This window comes from Desulfatiglans sp., from assembly GCA_012513605.1.
Classification (GTDB): domain Bacteria; phylum Desulfobacterota; class DSM-4660; order Desulfatiglandales; family HGW-15; genus JAAZBV01.
On the sequence record JAAZBV010000146.1, the window covers coordinates 1 to 17449 of the forward strand.

Sequence of the window (17449 nt, forward strand, 5' to 3'; positions counted from 1 at the left end):
ATAAAGATTGTCAATGAATCAAGAGAAGCTGAACGAAGTCATCAACGGAGGAAGCATCGACGAAGAAAAGACCGCCCCTTTTACCAGGACTCGTGCTATGCAACATCTTAACCGGAAATTACTGATTTCAGATCGGAAAAAACTTTTTATTTGCACAAAAAGCAGTGCATTTTAAAGAATAATTTTCAAGAAGGTCTTTATAGATTCAAATCGGGCCTGTAAAAGAGGGGGTTATTAAACTGATATGGTATATTATTATTGTTAAGCAATTAATCATGTTTGATTTTTACTGATATTAATGTATATAAGTGTCCAGAAATTATACTGAAAAAAGGAGTGATAAAAATAATGCAGATACCAAAATTTGACCCAAAAGAACTGGAGGTGGTTGGCAAGACCCCTGCCACACCATTTTCTCCTGAGCTTAAGATATTTAACTCCCCTGTTTCCATGAGGGACGCATACTATGCCATGACAAGAAGAAGGCCGGTCTGGCAGGTGTCCGGGCTTGACAGCCGTATCTTTACACCCAGGATCGTGCCCGATAACGTAGCCCGCGCCTTTGTGCTTGAGGGTAAGCCCTTTGATATGGCAAAGGAGGGCGGTGGCAAGGACATGTTCGGTATTGATTGGGAGTTTATCCCGGTTGCAGGCGGCTCAATGGTGCGGCCCGGCAAACCCTTTATGGAGGATGCCACAGAGTGGTATGACAAGGTCGTATGGCCCGACATAGATTTATGGGACTGGGAAGGGAGCGCAAAGCTTAATAATGGCACATACCTGACAGAAAAGAGCTTTAACCTTGTATGGTTCCAGACAGGCTGGTATGAGAGGCTTATATCCTTTATGGATTTTGAAGGGGCCATAATGGCAATGATCGATGAAGATCAGAAAGAAGCGGTAAAGGAGCTGTTTCATAAACTCTCTGACCTCTATATAAGGATATTTGACAAGTACCTGACCTACTATGAGCACATAGACGGTTTCTACATCCATGATGACTGGGGCTCACAGAAGGAGACATTCTTTTCACCTGATACCGCGGCAGAGGTGATTGTTCCGGCCATGAAGAGGGTTACTGATTTTATCCATTCAAAGGGAAAGGTCACTGAACTGCACAGTTGCGGACAGCTTTTTAAACAGGTGCCCAATATAATCGCGGCAGGCTGGGATGCATGGGCAGGCCAGGAGATGAATGATACCCATAAGATATATGAGATGTATGGCGATAAAATAATGATAGGTGTGCTGCCTGAAAAATATGATATTAATACCACTTCAGAGGCAGAACAGAGAAGGATGGCAAGAGAATATGCGGATAAATTCTGCAAACCTGAGAAACCATCATTCTTAAACTTTATGGGCTTAAAATATGTGACTCCTGCATTCCAGGAAGAGCTCTACAAACAGTCACGTATTAATTACAGCAGATAATTAAGAAAAGCGCTGACAGCTTGCTGCTGTCAGTGCTTTTTAAAATAAAATCATTCGCGTAAAATATTAAGCTTAAACAGCAACGAAATATTCTTAATCACAGCATAACTTTTAAACCTGGAATATCTATATGGGATTGAAAAGGATGATATGTACTCGGGCAGCAGGAGGAGCAGGGTATCTGAGGCAAGGAGTGTATTCTGTTACCTGTGCGTGAGAGAATTTGGTGAAAGCATGACATCCTTAGCAAAAAGATTAGTGTGGAAAAAGGGACCATAAAAAACTAAATAACTCCTAGAACCCAATAACACCAGGGCGGTTGAAGGTTTTTCTTTTAACCGCCTTGATGTTTTTAAGGGGTGGGTGGTGGGCACAAGCGACTCCCGCTATAAGCGGGATAAATTGCAGGAGCGTACAAGACAAGTCATGGGCTGAAGGATGTGGCAGCGGAAAAACTGAAGGCTTTGAAGCCCGCAGTCAAAGACCTGTCGCGTCCTATTTTAATGCATAAGCCTCGTCATGAGGTCCGACAGTTAAGAAGACAACTGTCTTACTGTCCAGGCCCTCACAAAAGCAATACTCGCATTCCGGTATGTTAATGCATTCCTCGCAGATCACAAAAATAATCCGGAAGTTTCTGTCAACCCGTGCGCTCCGGCAGCCTCTCAAATTAAGTTTTCCGCTGTCATCGGTAAGGATTTCTGTGTTCTGGTATGGATCGGACAAAACCCTTTCAACACGTCGCTTTATATTTTTTCGTATTGAACTGTACCGGCGTAAATTTGTAACAAATTTATCTTCATAAACAGCTTTATAGTCAGTCACCCCAGACCTCTTCATGAGAATGCAGTTTGATTTTATCCTTAGCCTTGCGCTGGCTTATATCTTCCATATCATCATAAAGAGGCATATCCGGTGTAAGATGAAAAACATCTACATTCTTTTTTAAAACCTTTAACAGCTCTTCTCTGACAACCCTCCTGATCATAGGCTCCAGAGTGTTGGCCAGATCTTTTGTATTTATTTTTTCGGTTTGAGGCATAGTGTCCCCTTTCATTAGCCTTGGGCTTTTTGTTTTAGTTGTTCCTTCTCAATGAATGTATCCAGCAACTGTATAACTTGCCTTTTTTCTTTGGTGTCAAGTTTTTCTATTTGACTAAAACGACTCCATAGACGCATGTCTTTATTTTTTTCATCTGTTTTGATTTTTTTAAGTCCAAATAGCTGGTCTATGGATACCCCCAAAGCCTTAGCCATGACTGGCATAACATGGGTTGGGGGGTGCTGTGCCTGTTTTTCATAATGGGCAATCATCCTGTGAGAGATTCCTGTTTCTTTGGCAAGTTCCCTTTGTGAATATCCTCTTTCAATCCTAAGCTTGGCTATTCGTTCACCAACTGATTTTTCATCATGAATATTTTTAAGTTTTGACATGACATCCCTTTCCGATAAATTGTCATGCCCTGCATTATATACCAAAAAATTGGGTTTCATTGGTTTCCTCAGAAAATGCTTGACATATTGCTACACAATATGTAGCAATATATGGAACATAAAACAACCCTTATTTTTTTAATAATAGAGTCATTTTGACTTGACAGGTTTTTGAAGAAGGGTATTTTCCGGCAGAAAAAAGGTCATCAACCGGCATCTTTGCGGGACTCTGGTTGATGTTGGAAACGTCCTTCAATAATAAAATAACTATAAAGAAGCAGTAATACCAAGGCGGTTAAAGGTTATTATCTTTGACCGCCTTTTATTATTGTGTGGTGGTTGAAGGAAAAATCAGATATTAAGTTATTATCAACTGTTATCATTTTGAGCAATAAGACGCGGAGCGTAAAATCAAAACATTACTATTGTGACCATAGGACGAGGTAAAATCTGTCAATAATGAAGGTCCCGTTAATTAAAATAGAGATCAAGATGCTTTAATATAGGGTAATTGAAAGTTGCCTGCAACAATACCTGGAACAGCAGTATCTTTATCAAACGATTTCCATCTTAATGCAGAGCCATTTAAGCGTTTTAATCTGTCAATTATAGAAACTGAATAACTGGCAAGGGAACACCCTTTAATATAATAAAAATTAATCTTGATAAATTTTCCACTAGCCCATTCCGATATTTGCGGTTATAATGTGCCCGCTTTAACAATCCATAAATTGATACTGGATGCCTGTAATCAGCAGGCCTGTTCTATCAACCTTAATAAATGGAGGATTTTATGTCAAAGTCAAGAGATACCCAGAAGGAGACCAAGAAGAAATCTGAAAAATCCCTGAAGGAAAAACGCAAGGAAAAGAAGGAAAAAAAGGCCCAGAAAAAATCAGGTGAATAATCCTATCGAGGTTAAGCGTCAACTTGTTCTGACAGGTATAGATTTTAAGGAAAAGAGATGCCTGTCAAACCTAAACTATACAGGGGAATGTCCGTACAGGGCCTTCCCCTTTTTAAATTCAACCGGAGGAGACGTTTATGGCCAGAAAGGATAAAGGAAAAGAGACCCCGTCTTTCCCTGAAATATCAAATAGCAATTTCAGGGATGATATCTACCGGCATATACAGTCAACCCTTGGTAATGATCCTTCCAGGCCTGATAATTACTCCTGCTTTATGGGGTTATCCTACAGCATCCGTGACAGGCTTATAGAAAAGTGGATAAAGACCCAGAGGTCATTCTATGACACCTTTTCCAAACGTGTGTACTACCTTTCAATGGAGTTTCTGCCCGGCCGTTTCATGATGAACTATCTTACAAGCCTGAGGATACAGGAAGATGCCTCTGATGCAGTAAAAGAGATGGGTTTCAATCTTGAGGAGATTGAAGAGGAGGAGTGGGATGCAGGGCTCGGAAACGGGGGCCTGGGTCGCCTGGCTTCATGTTATATGGATTCAATGGCAACCCTCGGCATGCCGTGCTACGGCTATGGCATACGCTATGATTACGGCATCTTCCACCAGATACTTGTGGACGGATATCAGCGCGAGCAGTGTGATAACTGGTCACGCCGCACCAGCGCCTGGGAGATCAGAAGGCAGAACAACCTTGAAAAGGTGATGTTCTACGGACGCACAGAATCCTATGAAGATGATATGGGCAGAAGGCGGGTAAGGTGGGTAGATGGGGATGCAGTAATGGCAATGGCCTGCGATATACTTATCCCAGGGTATAATAATAGTTTTGTAACAAACATGCGTCTATGGTCTGCGCAGTCAAGCAGGGAGTTTAACCTGGAGTATTTTAACCAGGGTGACTATATCGGCGCTGTACAGGCAAAGGTTACAAGCGAAAATATATCAAAGGTGCTCTACCCCTCTGATGAGGCGGAAGAGGGGAAGGAGCTGCGCCTGAAGCAGCAGTATTTCTTTGTGGCTGCAACATTAAGGGATATCATAAGACGTTACAGGAAACAGAACCAGACCTTTGATAATTTTTCAGACTATGTTGCGATCCAGCTCAATGATACACACCCCACAATAGCCATTCCTGAATTGATGCGTATCCTTGTGGATGAGGAGTGCATAGAGTGGGATGAAGCATGGGCAATATGTGAAAAGAGCTTTGCATACACCAACCATACTGTCCTGCCTGAGGCGCTTGAGACATGGCCTGTTGACCTTATAGGCAAGGTGCTGCCAAGGCATCTGGAGATAATCTATGAGATCAACCGGAGGTTTCTTGACAGTGTAAGGACAAGGTTTCATGGCGATGACCAGGTGCTTTCAAGGTTATCCCTCATTAATGAAAAAGGTATAAGGTCTGTACGCATGGCCAATCTCGCTATTGTTGGGAGCCATTCTGTAAACGGGGTTGCAGCGCTCCATTCGCAGATACTTAAAAACGGGTTATTTAATGATTTTGACCGTATCTTTCCGGGTAAAATAATCAACATCACAAATGGCATTACCCCCCGCAGGTGGCTTTATCAGGCAAACCCAATCCTTTCAAAACTAATCACCTCTGTTATAGGTGACGGTTGGGTCAGTGACCTGTCACAACTGAAACAGCTTATCCCCTATGCGGAGGATGAAGGGTTCAGGGCTGCATGGCACAATGCAAAGCTTGAGAATAAAAAACGCCTTGCCCGCTACATACTGCGCAAAATCAGGGTGGGCGTAAACCCTGATACCCTTTTTGATGTGCATGTAAAAAGGATGCATGAGTATAAAAGACAGCTTTTAAACATCCTGCATGTGATTACCCTCTATAATCGAATCAAGGAAAACCCTGGCCGCGATCATGTGAAAAGGACAGTCCTGTTTGCAGGAAAGGCCGCTCCTGCCTATACTCAGGCAAAGCTCATCATAAAGCTTATAAATTCCGTGGCCGAGGTGGTTAACCGCGACCCTGATGTGATGGGCATGCTCAAGGTGCTCTTTCTGCCCAATTACTGTATCTCACAGGCTGAAAAGATTATTCCTGCGGCAGACCTCTCTGAACAGATCTCCACAGCAGGCATGGAGGCATCAGGCACAGGCAATATGAAGCTTGCCCTTAACGGGGCAGTGACTATAGGCACCCTTGACGGCGCAAACGTGGAGATCATGGAGGAGGTAGGTGAGAATAATATATTTATATTCGGTCTTAAGGCATATGAGGTGGAAACCATGAGGGCAGGCGGATATAACCCCTTGAACTATTATGATAATGATCCTGAACTGAAGAGGGCTATAGATATGATCGGGTCAGGCCGTTTCTCGCCAAAAGAGCCTGCGCTTTTCAGGCCCATAACCGCCTCGCTTCTGGATAGGGGTGACTTTTACATGCTCCTGGCTGATTACCGCTCATATATTGCCACACAGGAGCAGGTCTCTATAGCCTTTAAAGATAAGAATGAATGGATCAAAAAATCCATCCTGAACACAGCAAATATGGGCAGGTTTTCAAGCGACAGGTCTGTATCTGAATATGCCAGGGATATCTGGGGCATTAAACCGCCTGAGAGCGGGATAGAAACCATATAGTATGGCAATTTCAACCTGAGTCAGGGAACAGGAGGCAATATGGCAGAGAAAAAGAGAGATGGCGCGGGTTCCATCACAATATCAATCGCAAGGCAGCCTGTGTTCAACACAAAAAAAGACCTGTGGGGTTATGAGCTTGTCTGCGTATGTAATTCTACCGATATAGGAGAAACAATCTCGATAGAGGATAATGTTGCAGTAAACGTCGCATCAAGCAACTATATCGGGATACAGCAGGTGGTGGAGAGGGGAAAGAGGATCATCGTAAATTTCAATGAGAAGAATGTGCTTGATGATTCACCCTATGCCCTTCCTCCAAAGCTTGCTGTGGTGAGGGTGCCTGAAAAAATGCTTGTGAACAGTGAGGTGGTGGATTCGCTGCTCAGGTTCAAAAAGGATGGGTATCATATTGCCATCGGGGGTTTTACAGGCGCTTCAGGCTATGAAAAGCTCTTTTCAGAAACAGACCTCCTGTGCGTGGACACCTCTGAGATAAAAAAGGATGAGTTGAAGGAGCTTGTGCAGAAGGGTAATGAATATGATGCAATGATACTTGCCGAAAATATTAAAAACAGTGACAGGTTTGATATGTGCCTTGAAACCGGCTGTTCGCTCTTCCACGGCCCATTCTTTAAGATCCCTGAAAAGCTCTCAGTAAGAAAGATATCATCAAACGAGATATCAAGGTTTAACCTTTTAAAGATAATAGAGCAGGAAGACCCTGATTATAATGAGCTTGCAAAGCTGATACAGTCTGATGTCTCAATAAGCTTCAGGCTTTTATCCTACCTCAATTCAGCGGCATTCGGTTTTACCCAGAAGATACAGTCCATTCACAAGGCCATCACCCTGCTCGGATGGAAACAGATGAAGACATGGCTCAGGGTGGTGATCTTATCTGATATGAACCAGAGCCCCAATGCCCCGGAGCTTATGTTTGTTTCAGCCCAGAGGGGAAAATTTTTGGAGATAATAACCAGGGAGCATGATTTCTGGGGGTTTGACCCTGACAGCCTCTTTTTACTGGGAACATTCTCAATCATTGATACCATGCTCAATATGGAGATGAAGGAGGTGGTAAAGTACCTGCCCCTTGATGACAAGCTCAAGGCAGCCCTCTGCCATGACCCCAATAACGAGTATCTGCCACTTCTCCAGCTTGCAATGCGCATGGAGGAATCAGGGTGGGATGAGGCAAATGCAATGATCAGAAACCTGAGCCTTGACCCCATCAAGATCAGAAAGGCATTTCAGGATTCAATAGACTGGGCAAATGAGATAACTATGGTTCCAGAAAAATAGGTAAAAGAACAGGTAAACCTGAGGGTTTCAAAGGGCAGATATCAACATGGTATCTGTATAAAAGTCTAATTGATAAATAGACTTTCCTGTCAATTTATGAAAGAATGGCGTCAGTAGATTTAAATTTTCTATTAATTTTTCTGTATCGTTAAAAAATGGAAAAAGAATTTATTGACATTAAAATTGATAAAAGTCATCTCTCAGTAATCTCACTTACTGATCCATCAGATGAAAAAGACTATTGGCTTAAAACATCCCCTATCAAGCGTTTGCAGCATATCGAAGTGTTAAGAAGGATCAACTATGGAAATAGTGCTACCTCCAGACTTCAAAGAATTCTTGAAACAACTTAATGAAAAGAAGATCAAATATCTTCTGATAGGCGGGTATGCTGTAGGTTATCATGGGTATCCAAGGGCAACGAATGATCTGGATATCTTCATATCAAGAGACAATGAAACAGCAAAATTAATGGTTTCAGCCTTAAAAGATTTTGGTTTTGACACCCCTCAACTTTCAGAAGAGCTATTTCTGAAAGAAAAAAATATTGTCCGAATGGGGATTGCACCCATTAGAATTGAAATATTAAATAGTATCTCAGGTGTAGCTTTTGAAGATTGCTACAGAGAAAAGATGATTGAAGAAATTGATGGGATTAAAGTTAACATAATAAATCTTGAACATCTGAAAAAAAATAAAAAGGCAAGTGGAAGACATAAAGACCTGGATGATATAGAAAATCTTCCATAGCTGATTGACATGCTTATTCCTGTTGGAAATTTTTATCGTATATTGTTTGTTGGTATGGCTTTCTACTATGCTGTTAAGTCAATTTAGATATGCTGGTCGTATTAAATTGTGATTAAAAACCTGGACACATTAAACCGGGAAGAGCTGGGCAGGCTTTTCCCGATTATTCTTTCTGAACACAAAGAAGAATGGAAAAAGTTCTTCAATCAGGAAAAAGAAGAGCTTCTCAGCCTTCTTTCAAAGGAAAGGGCATTACGAGTGGAGCATATAGGGAGCACCGCTGTGCCCGGTCTTCTGGCAAAACCTACTATTGATATCCTTGTAGAACTTTCAGATTATAATAATCAGCAAAATGAGATTAAGAAAATCATGTGCGCTGCCGGGTATATCCACATGAGAGAGCAGGTAAACCACCTGATGTTTGTCAAAGGGTACACCCCGGAGGGTTTCAAAGGGCAGTGTTACCATATCCATATGGAGCCTGAGGGGGCTGCAAGTATATGGGACAGGATAAATTTCAGGGATTATCTGATCAGTAACCCGAAGGTGGCAGAGGAATATGCCGCCCTGAAAAAGGTGCTGGCAAAAAGATATGAGATTGATCGTGATGCCTATACAGATGCAAAAACAGATTTTATTAAAAAGGTTACTGCAGAAGCAAAGGCTGCGTTTACACACCGTCCATACTCATACTCAAAACCAACGAATAATTGACAATGGAAAACATTACAGTTATAGTTTGCTTAGTCCATTTTAGTTAGTCTACCATGGAGATAAGAAAATGATCATAAATATTCATGAAGCCAAAACAAATTTTTCCAAGTTGGTTGCACGGTTTTTAGAAGGAGAGAAGGTTATCATTGCGAAAAACGGTGAACCAATTCTACAGTTTGCACCTATAGAAAAAGGTAAACCCTTATTAAGAAAAACAGGTTTTTTTAATTGCGACATAGACATGACCACATTCGATGATCCCCTTGAAGAAATGAAGGAATATGAATGAACTACCTGATAGATACGAATGTCTTGATATTTTTGGGTTGCGGTTACGAAGACAGGATCGGGAAAAAGGCATTTGAAATATATACTTCACCGAAGTCAAATATTTATATTAGCCAGATCTCATTTTGGGAAATAGCTATCAAAATCAATGTTGGCAAGTTAAACATACCAATTGGCTTTAAGAATATTATAAACCTCACAAGACAGGCAGGTATTGATACAATTCCTGTAAAGAATTCTCATATCCTTTATTATCAAACTCTCGAGATACATGAAAATCACAAAGACCCATTTGATAGATTCATTATTGCCACAGCCCTATGTGAAGAGATGAAAATTATTTCCAGCGATACCAAGTTTGATAATTACCTTAAGGTAGAAAGAATATGGGAAGATTAAAGAAGCTGGGCTTGGTTATTAATACATTTCCCCTGCTCTGTTCGATAAACCTCATATACCTTTGTCCCGGAAAGAAACCTGCGAAGGATGCGAATATGGGCTACCCGCTCTTTCTGAGCAATAGCCCCTGGAAGCACATGGGCTTGAATTATTGAGCCATCATTGAGCCTGACTGATGCAATTATTTTAGTTGGGCCATATTTTTTAGGGATGCCCCCAACTGATTCAATTATCCCCACAGTCTCTGTTACAGCCCCACTTGGAAGGTTAAAGGAAAAATAAAGGAATACAGCAATTAAAACGAGCACAGATACAGCTCCAAATAACCATGATATCTTTCGTTTGCCTTCTTTATTCATAAGGATTCGGATCAGATAAAAACGCCAATATAGCTGGCTTTATCTCCTGCTCATCAAGCCATTGCTTGAATTCTTTAATGCGGGTATACTGATTACCAAATTTTGCGCTGTAAACCTCTTCATAAAAATTAACCCTTTCCTCCTTTCGAATATGCTTTTGCCAATCTGTTGAAAATATCCTTGGGAGTTCATCATGAAGGTTCCTGCTCACAAGGGCTGCCCATTCATTCTTATCAAACCAGACACCATTACAATTACTGCAATGATCCAGGCTGAACTTGAGACCGTGGCCGACATTAAATCTTAGCAGTATTCGTCCGCAGTCTGGGCATATCTTGGCGTTTTGCGAATCAATGACCTCATAAGCTATTTCAGAATATTGCTGATCATTTAGGCTTTTGCCATGCCGCTCAAGCCATGAGTAGTATTGAGAAGAAGGCAGCCATTGCCCACCACACCCTTTACATTCCTTTACTCTTATATTTCCTTCAACAACTTTATCGAACATATTCTCACTTTTACAAACCAGACATTTCATAAGATTCTCCTTCAGTTAAAGTTCATTATTCTATGATGTCTCTATTAATTTCATATGTGATGGCTTTATTTTTTATATTTCCTCTATATAGTCACCGGGCTCGTCCAACCACAGGATAAGATTGTGGCTCCGCACAATCTATCCTTATTCGTTAGCCATGTTATTTATTAATATCTTTACTCTGTTTAAATAGTTTTTCATATTTATCTGGATACATCTTTATAAATTGCTTGAATAATTCTGAACCCATGAGTTCCTGCGCAAACAGTAGTTTGTCTTTACCATTATCCCAATCTCCCTCCATCGCTGCAATCGTTTTGAAGCTGATAGCCCAACTATTATCAAGCGCATGCTCATTTCCGTTGTTAATTGAGTTCTGAATCAAAAGATCGATTTCTTTTACATAATACTCCACAGGCAATCGAATCAAAACTCCATTTTTTTTAGCAACAGAGATAAATTCGTTAACAAGTTTCGTTTTAAAACCGTTATCCTTTTCCATCCAATCACGCATACTAAAGGCGGTTTTCTTTTCTTCTGCTATGGCTAATATTGTAAGCGTAAAAGTAAAAATTATAACGAATGAAATGAAAACTATTTTCTTGGTCATCTTGGTGTTTCCTATTTTTGGCTAACCCCCAATAAGGGGCTGGCGGATTGATGGCAACCTTGGACACAAAGGAAATAATGATACGAAGGTTATTAACTCAGCCAGCCTAGATAGCAGCCAGTCACTCTTAATTGTGATGATAATGTGTTATTTTATAATGCCCTTTTTTACTCAATAAAAGATAAATAAATAATATAAACCGGAAGACAGACACCACATAAAACTGATGAACATGCTTCAATTATAATAAAAAATTTACCAATAACCCCTGACTCATTCCATTCTTGAATTTGACTTTGCCTGAACTTTGAACTGAATATAAATGCCCAGAAAAATATGAAATAACCAATTACCTCCAGTCCATCTCCACCGCCTTTTGACATATATTCCTTTCTACGATTTCAAAAATAACAGGGCTTAGCACGAACCGTGTCTAATAAGGTAGAACACGAATCGTGCTAACATCAAACAATAAACTAATTAAAATTAATTTTAGATTGATCCAGCTAATTAAACATTAACATCAAAATAAACTCAAAAAACAAAAATGCTTATTTTTCTGGGAGAGGGGAGAACCCTGGCCTTTATACCTTTATATTCTACTCCCAATCTATTTCATTCTAATACCATTGTCACAGCAAAAAACAAAAGCCGATGTGCGGAGAAAAATCTAAACGTCTCAATGCCCAGCGTAATATAGAAAAAGATATATTTAATAGCTAGAAAAAAAATAAATCTCCTGCTAAAAAGCTGAAAATTATTTCATCTGAATAAAAAGACAGATGCATTAATTGAAGTTTTGAAATAAGGAGGGGTATGTTTACTTAAATTGATTTGACTGTTACATGTGCTAAACCAAATATATTTTGACAACAATATATTAATATGGTTTTATCCGGTTGAAATTATGAGTAATATTTAAAAGTAAACGGTAATATTTAATATAAAACCGTGATGGTTTATTAACAAAGAATTTTTAAGGAGGTTAATATGGGTGAAATGAATTTTACACCACTTGTGTGGTGGCTTGCACCGCTGGGAAGCATTCTGGCACTGATATTTGCGTGGGTTTACTACAAACAGGTTATGGCCGCGGATGAGGGCAATGATCGAATGAAAGAGATAGCCGGGTATGTTAAACAGGGTGCAATGGCATATCTTGTAAAACAATACAAGACAGTCGGGAAGGTATTTATCGTGCTGGTAATAATCCTGACCATACTGGCATACCTGGGCGTACAGAATCCCTTTGTACCTGTAGCATTTCTGACCGGCGGTTTCTTTTCAGGATTATGCGGTTTCCTGGGCATGAGGACAGCTACATCTGCATCCAACCGCACTGCACAGGCTGCATCAAAGAGCCTTAATGCGGGATTAACAGTAGCATTCCGTTCCGGCGCTGTTATGGGGCTTGTTGTTGTTGGTTTTGGGCTCCTCGATATCTCTCTCTGGTATATTCTACTGGATAAGATATTTTATACAGTCGAACATATGCAGACAGGTCTCAACTTTCTTGGCCTTCAGTTTGTAAAGGCCGGTTCAACTGATGCAGACAAGCTGGTACAGATCACTATTGTTATGCTGACATTCGGTATGGGCGCATCAACCCAGGCCCTGTTTGCACGCGTGGGCGGCGGCATTTTTACAAAGGCAGCAGATGTTGGCGCAGACCTTGTTGGCAAGGTTGAGGCAGGGATCCCTGAAGACGATCCCCGCAACCCGGCAACCATCGCTGATAACGTGGGTGACAATGTTGGCGACGTGGCAGGCATGGGCGCTGACCTTTATGAATCATACTGCGGGTCAATACTGGCCACAGCAGCAATAGGCGCATCAATAGCAGTAAATGAGGCGGCAGGAACACCTCTTTCCAAGGGGTTGTCACTGGTAATCGCCCCGATGATAATTGCCGGCATAGGTAATGTAATGTCCATAGTAGGAATAGTCATGGTTCGCTGCAAGGAGAGCGCAACCCAGAAGAATCTTCTTAATGCGCTTCTGACAGGCACCCTGGGCAGTTCAATACTCATTTTAATAGCTGTTGCAATCATGGCAGCCAATGGGATGATCACATGGGGCATGTTCGGTTCTGTTATCGCCGGGCTCGCCGCAGGCGTTATCATAGGCCAGAGCACAGAATACTATACCTCAAGCAACTTCAAACCCACTAAAGAGCTTGCCGGGCAGGCGGTTATGGGGCCTGCTACAACCATTATCGACGGTCTGGCAACCGGTATGTTTTCTGCCGGGTTCCCTGTTCTGACTATTCTTTTAGGTATTATCCTGGCCTTTGGGTTCGCGGGCGGATTTGGCAGTTTCATGCATGGCCTTTACGGTATAGCCTTTGCCGCGGTTGGTATGCTTTCCACCCTTGGTGTAACACTTGCAACAGACGCATACGGCCCGATAGCTGATAATGCAGGCGGCAACGCCGAGATGTCAGGGCTTCCGCATGAGGTGCGTGAACGCACAGATGCACTCGATGCGCTTGGCAACACGACAGCCGCTACAGGAAAGGGTTTTGCAATCGGTTCTGCCGCCTTAACAGCTCTTGCCCTGCTTGCAGCATATATTGAAGAGGTCAAGATGTGGCTGCATCACTTTGTTTTCGAATCAGGCGAATTCGTCATAAGCACCACGACGTTAACCAAGGAGACAGTCGATAAGCTTGATATACTTGCTCTTGTTGATATCTACAGCGCTCATCTGATGAACCCGCTTGTTCTTTCCGGGGTCTTTGTAGGATGCATGCTGGCATTTGTATTCTGCGCCATGACCATGAAGGCGGTAGGGCGCGCAGCAGGCAGGATGGTAGAAGAGGTACGTCGTCAGTTCCGTGAGATGCCCGGTATCATGACCGGTGAGCAGACCGCTGACTATGCCCGCTGTGTTGCCATTTCAACTGCCGGCGCTCAGCATGAGATGCTTGTGCCATCTATCATGGCGATTATTGCCCCTGTTATTACCGGCCTTGTGCTTGGGGTGGGCGGTGTTATCGGCCTGTTAGCCGGTGTTTCAGCCTGTGGTTTTGTGCTTGCCACAATGCTGAACAATGCGGGCGGCGCATGGGACAATGCCAAGAAGTATATTGAATCAGGTAATTACGGCGGCAAGAAACTGCCTGATGGATCAAAAAACCCGGTTCACGGGGCAGCAGTAATAGGTGATACTGTAGGTGACCCGTGCAAGGATACATCCGGCCCGTCACTTAATATCCTGATCAAGCTCATGACCATGGTCAGCATCGTTTTCAGCCCGGTAGTAGTCAAGTACTCACCGGTTGTGCAGGAGTGGCTGCATATAGCCTGGAAATAAACACTTTTAATTAAAAGCCTGAGGCCTTTATTGGAAAAGGCTTCAGGCTTTTTTTATTGGTCTTTACCGCTTCATCGGTTTATAATATGCCAAAAAAAGCATTCAGTATTAATAATGGCAGGTTAGGCATTCTTCTGTTATCAACCTTTTAACCTGGCAGCCAATCTATTTACAGCATTTTTCAAGAATATCCTTTTACTGGAGGAGGAATAGCATGGATTCGGTATCACAACAGGAACAATTAATAGATAAGTATATCAGTGAAGGCAGCAAGGATGAGGCAGTAAAGGCATTATTCAACCTGATTAACGAGTGTGCAAAGAAAAGGGATTTTGCCAAAGCAGAGGCCCTTCGTGACAGGCTTATGGAAGTTGCTCCAATGGCGCTTCATGAAATAACACAATCAGCCGATATCATTGACCGGGAAAAGAGCAATTCTATTGATACCGCCCATCATGAAACATGGGTCGGGTTATACAGCACCCTCAGCGCTGAGGAGACTAATGACCTCTATTTTTCCATGAATGTAAAGACTTACAATGAAGGGGATGTAATATTTCCCCTTGGGGAAAAGGACAACAGCCTGTATTTTGTTGATCAGGGTGAGGCAAAGATGATTTATGTAAAGGATAGTGAGGAGCTGGTGTTAAAAATCCTTAAACCCGGGGATATTGTCGGCGAAGACACCTTTTTTTACACAACAGCCTATAGAACCTTTAGCCTGAAGGCCCGTTCAGATATAAAACTTCGTATGGTTGGCCGGGAAATCCTGTCAAAATGGATCGAAACATCACCTGACCTGGAAAATAAAGTCAGGGTATATTGCACAAAATCGGGCGATATAAACTCTCTTCTTGAGAAAAAGGGGGTGGACCGCAGGCTTAACAAAAGAATTAAAATCACAGGAAAGTGCGGTGTGCAACTGCTGAACAGTGCAGGCTCTCCCATGGGAAAACCGTTTTTGGGGCTCCTCACCGATATATCTGAACAGGGGCTGGCGTTTTCCTTCAAGTTGTCAAGTGAAATTGCTCATAAAATACTGGGGGCAAAATTACAGGTAAGATTTAAAATACCTGTAGAGGGTTTATCAAAGGAGATCGAACAGCACGGCATAATAGGGGGGATCGGCTACCCTGTGCTTGCTGATCATACAATTCATGTAAGGTTTGACCAGCCTGTCCTTGATATTAAAAAGTTGCTTGGCGTGTAAAGTGGGCAATAGCGCAGGGCGTGTATAACATATTATGCTCAACTCGTTACCTGTTAACACTAATCTCCGGTTGCACAATGGCGTGGGTGATTTTTATTGACTTATATTGGTTGCAGCGGATATAATTCGTGCTAAAAATTAATATTGCAGGTAAACACTAAGCCAAAAGTAAGTATGGTTTTAAAAAGTTTTATTTTTTAGTAAGGCAGATCAATTCAGATCTGCGGGAGGCCTTATCGGAATGTTTTATAGATTTTGGAACCTGGTTCCGGTTTTTGTTTTATCCTGTTTGTTCTTTATTATATCCCCATCAAATATCGAAGCTGAAACAACAACATCAGAGCTTATGGGTGAGAATGTTGTCTGGACCATTAGTGGTGTAAGCGGTATAACCCATGATCACAGTGTAACTATTGGTAATACGGCAGAGATCGTCTACTACAGGGCTAATATACGCAAAGGGAGCATACCCACTGTCCACGCAGAAATTCCGAATGCCAGGGCACTGACTTCGAACTTTACTGCCCAGCGGAAATTTACGATCAGCATCCCGGACGCAGGCACCAGATGGGTGGCGGAAAAGTCCTGGAACATGAGCGACGGCCCATCACCGACCTCGCTGAGCCTGGGGCATCAGGCGCGCTACAGCCCCTGGCAGGCGGACCCGGCTTATCCGGACCCCAGGCATCAGCCTGACAAATATATCCTGATCATGGATACCACCTTTACCTATGAAGAGAATGTAAAATACCTTGCGATTTATATAATGGCCAATGAATTGGCCAACATGAGCAGCCCCGAACTTAACGGCCTGCCCAGATATGCCAGGACTGAACCTGACTTTAAGCGTAAATGGCCAAAAGGCTGCAATGGTTGTTCCCCAATCGGTCTGCCGGGCTACAGGGTCAACATGGCCACACTTAAACCTGTTATTCAGGATACGCTTTACCAGTGGTCAGGAAGGGGGCCGGAGGTAGAACTTGCCATGACCTGGAATGGAGGCGTTTCTGCGGGAAAAACCAACCTCGGACAGGGATGGCGCTTCTCCTATGATGCCTGGCTCATGGAGACCTCGGACGGGGTTACAGCATACATGGACGGCGGCGAGCAACTGCACTTTACTGTTTCCAATGACTTAAATGCCAATGTAACCGGGGTTACCACTTTTGCACAGGCCACCGAGGTAACACTTAACTATACAGCTCCGGCAGGCGAACCTTCGTATAAACCGGGCTGGGACGGCTGGTTCGAAGCAGATCGTTCCGGCTATCGCCTGCAGAAGGTTGTGGATGGGGATCCCGGCATCAGGAGCTTCAAATTGATACCGCCGGACAGCCGCCTGAGATATATCTTCCAGGGTGTTGCCACAAATTATGACGCACTGCCGCTCATCGCCATTGAGGACTGGAACGGTAACAGTCTTTCAATTACCCGAAACGTTGAAGCTGTCGAAAAAGTACTAAAGGTATTGAAAAATTATTGAATGAACCGCTGGATATGATAAAGTGCAATCATCCTTCAACGATCTTTCCAGCGGAGCGATAGATGGCACGATACAAAGA

General features: G+C 42.5%; 17 protein-coding genes. 10 read left to right on the plus strand and 7 right to left on the minus strand.

What is annotated here, in order from left to right; translation table 11 throughout:
• Nucleotides 1-348: 348 nt before the first annotated feature.
• Nucleotides 349-1434, plus strand: a complete 1086-nt coding sequence (locus GX654_19625; protein ID NLD39076.1) for a methyltransferase — start codon at nucleotides 349-351, stop codon at nucleotides 1432-1434.
• 495 nt (nucleotides 1435-1929) lie between these two features.
• Here the strand turns inward: GX654_19625 and GX654_19630 are convergent, their stop codons facing one another.
• Genes GX654_19630 through GX654_19640 form a run of 3 tightly spaced genes read right to left on the minus strand, consistent with a single transcriptional unit; the run spans nucleotide 1930 to nucleotide 2928 of the window.
• Nucleotides 1930-2259, minus strand: coding sequence for a hypothetical protein (locus tag GX654_19630; protein ID NLD39077.1), 330 nt, complete (start codon nucleotides 2257-2259; stop codon nucleotides 1930-1932).
• Entirely contained in the window at nucleotides 2252-2476 is a 225-nt protein-coding gene (locus tag GX654_19635; protein NLD39078.1) for a hypothetical protein, read from the minus strand. Before GX654_19635 ends, GX654_19630 begins: the two co-directional genes overlap by 8 nt.
• A gap of 14 nt (nucleotides 2477-2490) precedes the next feature.
• On the minus strand, nucleotides 2491-2928 hold the full coding sequence (locus tag GX654_19640; protein ID NLD39079.1) for a helix-turn-helix transcriptional regulator: 438 nt from the start codon (nucleotides 2926-2928) through the stop codon (nucleotides 2491-2493).
• Between the two features lie 984 nt (nucleotides 2929-3912).
• Here GX654_19640 and GX654_19645 point away from each other — a divergent pair.
• The 6 genes from GX654_19645 to GX654_19670 all read left to right on the plus strand — a co-directional run bounded on the left by GX654_19645 (nucleotide 3913) and on the right by GX654_19670 (nucleotide 9855).
• On the plus strand, nucleotides 3913-6402 hold the full coding sequence (locus tag GX654_19645; protein NLD39080.1) for a glycogen/starch/alpha-glucan phosphorylase: 2490 nt from the start codon (nucleotides 3913-3915) through the stop codon (nucleotides 6400-6402).
• 39 nt (nucleotides 6403-6441) lie between these two features.
• Nucleotides 6442-7704, plus strand: a complete 1263-nt coding sequence (locus GX654_19650) for an HDOD domain-containing protein (GenBank protein NLD39081.1) — start codon at nucleotides 6442-6444, stop codon at nucleotides 7702-7704.
• A 303-nt stretch (nucleotides 7705-8007) separates the two neighbouring features.
• Nucleotides 8008-8454 (plus strand): hypothetical protein, encoded by a 447-nt coding sequence (locus tag GX654_19655; GenBank protein ID NLD39082.1) that lies wholly within the window; start codon nucleotides 8008-8010, stop codon nucleotides 8452-8454.
• A 105-nt stretch (nucleotides 8455-8559) separates the two neighbouring features.
• Nucleotides 8560-9168 (plus strand): GrpB family protein, encoded by a 609-nt coding sequence (locus GX654_19660; protein ID NLD39083.1) that lies wholly within the window; start codon nucleotides 8560-8562, stop codon nucleotides 9166-9168.
• A gap of 67 nt (nucleotides 9169-9235) precedes the next feature.
• Nucleotides 9236-9457 carry a type II toxin-antitoxin system Phd/YefM family antitoxin gene (locus tag GX654_19665; GenBank protein NLD39084.1) on the plus strand — a complete coding sequence of 74 codons (222 nt, stop codon included), beginning with the start codon at nucleotides 9236-9238 and terminating at the stop codon, nucleotides 9455-9457.
• Nucleotides 9454-9855: a type II toxin-antitoxin system VapC family toxin gene (locus GX654_19670; protein ID NLD39085.1), complete on the plus strand. Its 402-nt coding sequence runs from the start codon at nucleotides 9454-9456 to the stop codon at nucleotides 9853-9855. Before GX654_19665 ends, GX654_19670 begins: the two co-directional genes overlap by 4 nt.
• On the opposite strand, the gene GX654_19675 is transcribed toward GX654_19670, so the two are convergent.
• The 4 genes from GX654_19675 to GX654_19690 all read right to left on the minus strand — a co-directional run bounded on the left by GX654_19675 (nucleotide 9852) and on the right by GX654_19690 (nucleotide 11745).
• On the minus strand, nucleotides 9852-10163 hold the full coding sequence (locus GX654_19675; protein ID NLD39086.1) for a hypothetical protein: 312 nt from the start codon (nucleotides 10161-10163) through the stop codon (nucleotides 9852-9854). The two genes, GX654_19670 and GX654_19675, sit on opposite strands and share 4 nt — an antisense overlap.
• A gap of 43 nt (nucleotides 10164-10206) precedes the next feature.
• A complete protein-coding gene (locus tag GX654_19680) occupies nucleotides 10207-10752 on the minus strand; it encodes a hypothetical protein (protein NLD39087.1) in 546 nt (181 codons plus the stop codon).
• Between the two features lie 160 nt (nucleotides 10753-10912).
• Entirely contained in the window at nucleotides 10913-11362 is a 450-nt protein-coding gene (locus GX654_19685) for a hypothetical protein (GenBank protein ID NLD39088.1), read from the minus strand.
• 167 nt (nucleotides 11363-11529) lie between these two features.
• Nucleotides 11530-11745 (minus strand): hypothetical protein, encoded by a 216-nt coding sequence (locus GX654_19690; protein NLD39089.1) that lies wholly within the window; start codon nucleotides 11743-11745, stop codon nucleotides 11530-11532.
• Nucleotides 11746-12361: 616 nt separating this feature from the next.
• Between GX654_19690 and GX654_19695 the strand changes: the two genes are divergently transcribed.
• The 3 genes from GX654_19695 (at nucleotide 12362) to GX654_19705 (ending at nucleotide 17370) form a co-directional block, all read left to right on the plus strand.
• Nucleotides 12362-14677 (plus strand): sodium-translocating pyrophosphatase, encoded by a 2316-nt coding sequence (locus GX654_19695; protein ID NLD39090.1) that lies wholly within the window; start codon nucleotides 12362-12364, stop codon nucleotides 14675-14677.
• A 214-nt stretch (nucleotides 14678-14891) separates the two neighbouring features.
• Nucleotides 14892-15887 (plus strand): cyclic nucleotide-binding domain-containing protein, encoded by a 996-nt coding sequence (locus GX654_19700; GenBank protein ID NLD39091.1) that lies wholly within the window; start codon nucleotides 14892-14894, stop codon nucleotides 15885-15887.
• Between the two features lie 241 nt (nucleotides 15888-16128).
• Nucleotides 16129-17370, plus strand: a complete 1242-nt coding sequence (locus tag GX654_19705) for a hypothetical protein (protein ID NLD39092.1) — start codon at nucleotides 16129-16131, stop codon at nucleotides 17368-17370.
• The last annotated feature ends 79 nt before the right edge of the window (nucleotides 17371-17449 follow it).

Excerpts from the sequence above, each read along its gene's own strand:
- GX654_19635 (NLD39078.1), bottom strand. The coding sequence starts at position 2,476 with ATGCCTCAAACCGAAAAAATAAATACAAAAGATCTGGCCAACACTCTG.
- GX654_19665 (NLD39084.1), top strand. The coding sequence starts at position 9,236 with ATGATCATAAATATTCATGAAGCCAAAACAAATTTTTCCAAGTTGGTT.
- GX654_19685 (NLD39088.1), bottom strand. The coding sequence starts at position 11,362 with ATGACCAAGAAAATAGTTTTCATTTCATTCGTTATAATTTTTACTTTT.
- GX654_19705 (NLD39092.1), top strand. The coding sequence starts at position 16,129 with ATGTTTTATAGATTTTGGAACCTGGTTCCGGTTTTTGTTTTATCCTGT.
- GX654_19640 (NLD39079.1), bottom strand. The coding sequence starts at position 2,928 with ATGAAACCCAATTTTTTGGTATATAATGCAGGGCATGACAATTTATCG.
- GX654_19625 (NLD39076.1), top strand. The coding sequence starts at position 349 with ATGCAGATACCAAAATTTGACCCAAAAGAACTGGAGGTGGTTGGCAAG.
- GX654_19650 (NLD39081.1), top strand. The coding sequence starts at position 6,442 with ATGGCAGAGAAAAAGAGAGATGGCGCGGGTTCCATCACAATATCAATC.
- GX654_19700 (NLD39091.1), top strand. The coding sequence starts at position 14,892 with ATGGATTCGGTATCACAACAGGAACAATTAATAGATAAGTATATCAGT.
- GX654_19645 (NLD39080.1), top strand. The coding sequence starts at position 3,913 with ATGGCCAGAAAGGATAAAGGAAAAGAGACCCCGTCTTTCCCTGAAATA.
- GX654_19690 (NLD39089.1), bottom strand. The coding sequence starts at position 11,745 with ATGTCAAAAGGCGGTGGAGATGGACTGGAGGTAATTGGTTATTTCATA.
- GX654_19695 (NLD39090.1), top strand. The coding sequence starts at position 12,362 with ATGAATTTTACACCACTTGTGTGGTGGCTTGCACCGCTGGGAAGCATT.
- GX654_19655 (NLD39082.1), top strand. The coding sequence starts at position 8,008 with ATGGAAATAGTGCTACCTCCAGACTTCAAAGAATTCTTGAAACAACTT.
- GX654_19670 (NLD39085.1), top strand. The coding sequence starts at position 9,454 with ATGAACTACCTGATAGATACGAATGTCTTGATATTTTTGGGTTGCGGT.
- GX654_19680 (NLD39087.1), bottom strand. The coding sequence starts at position 10,752 with ATGAAATGTCTGGTTTGTAAAAGTGAGAATATGTTCGATAAAGTTGTT.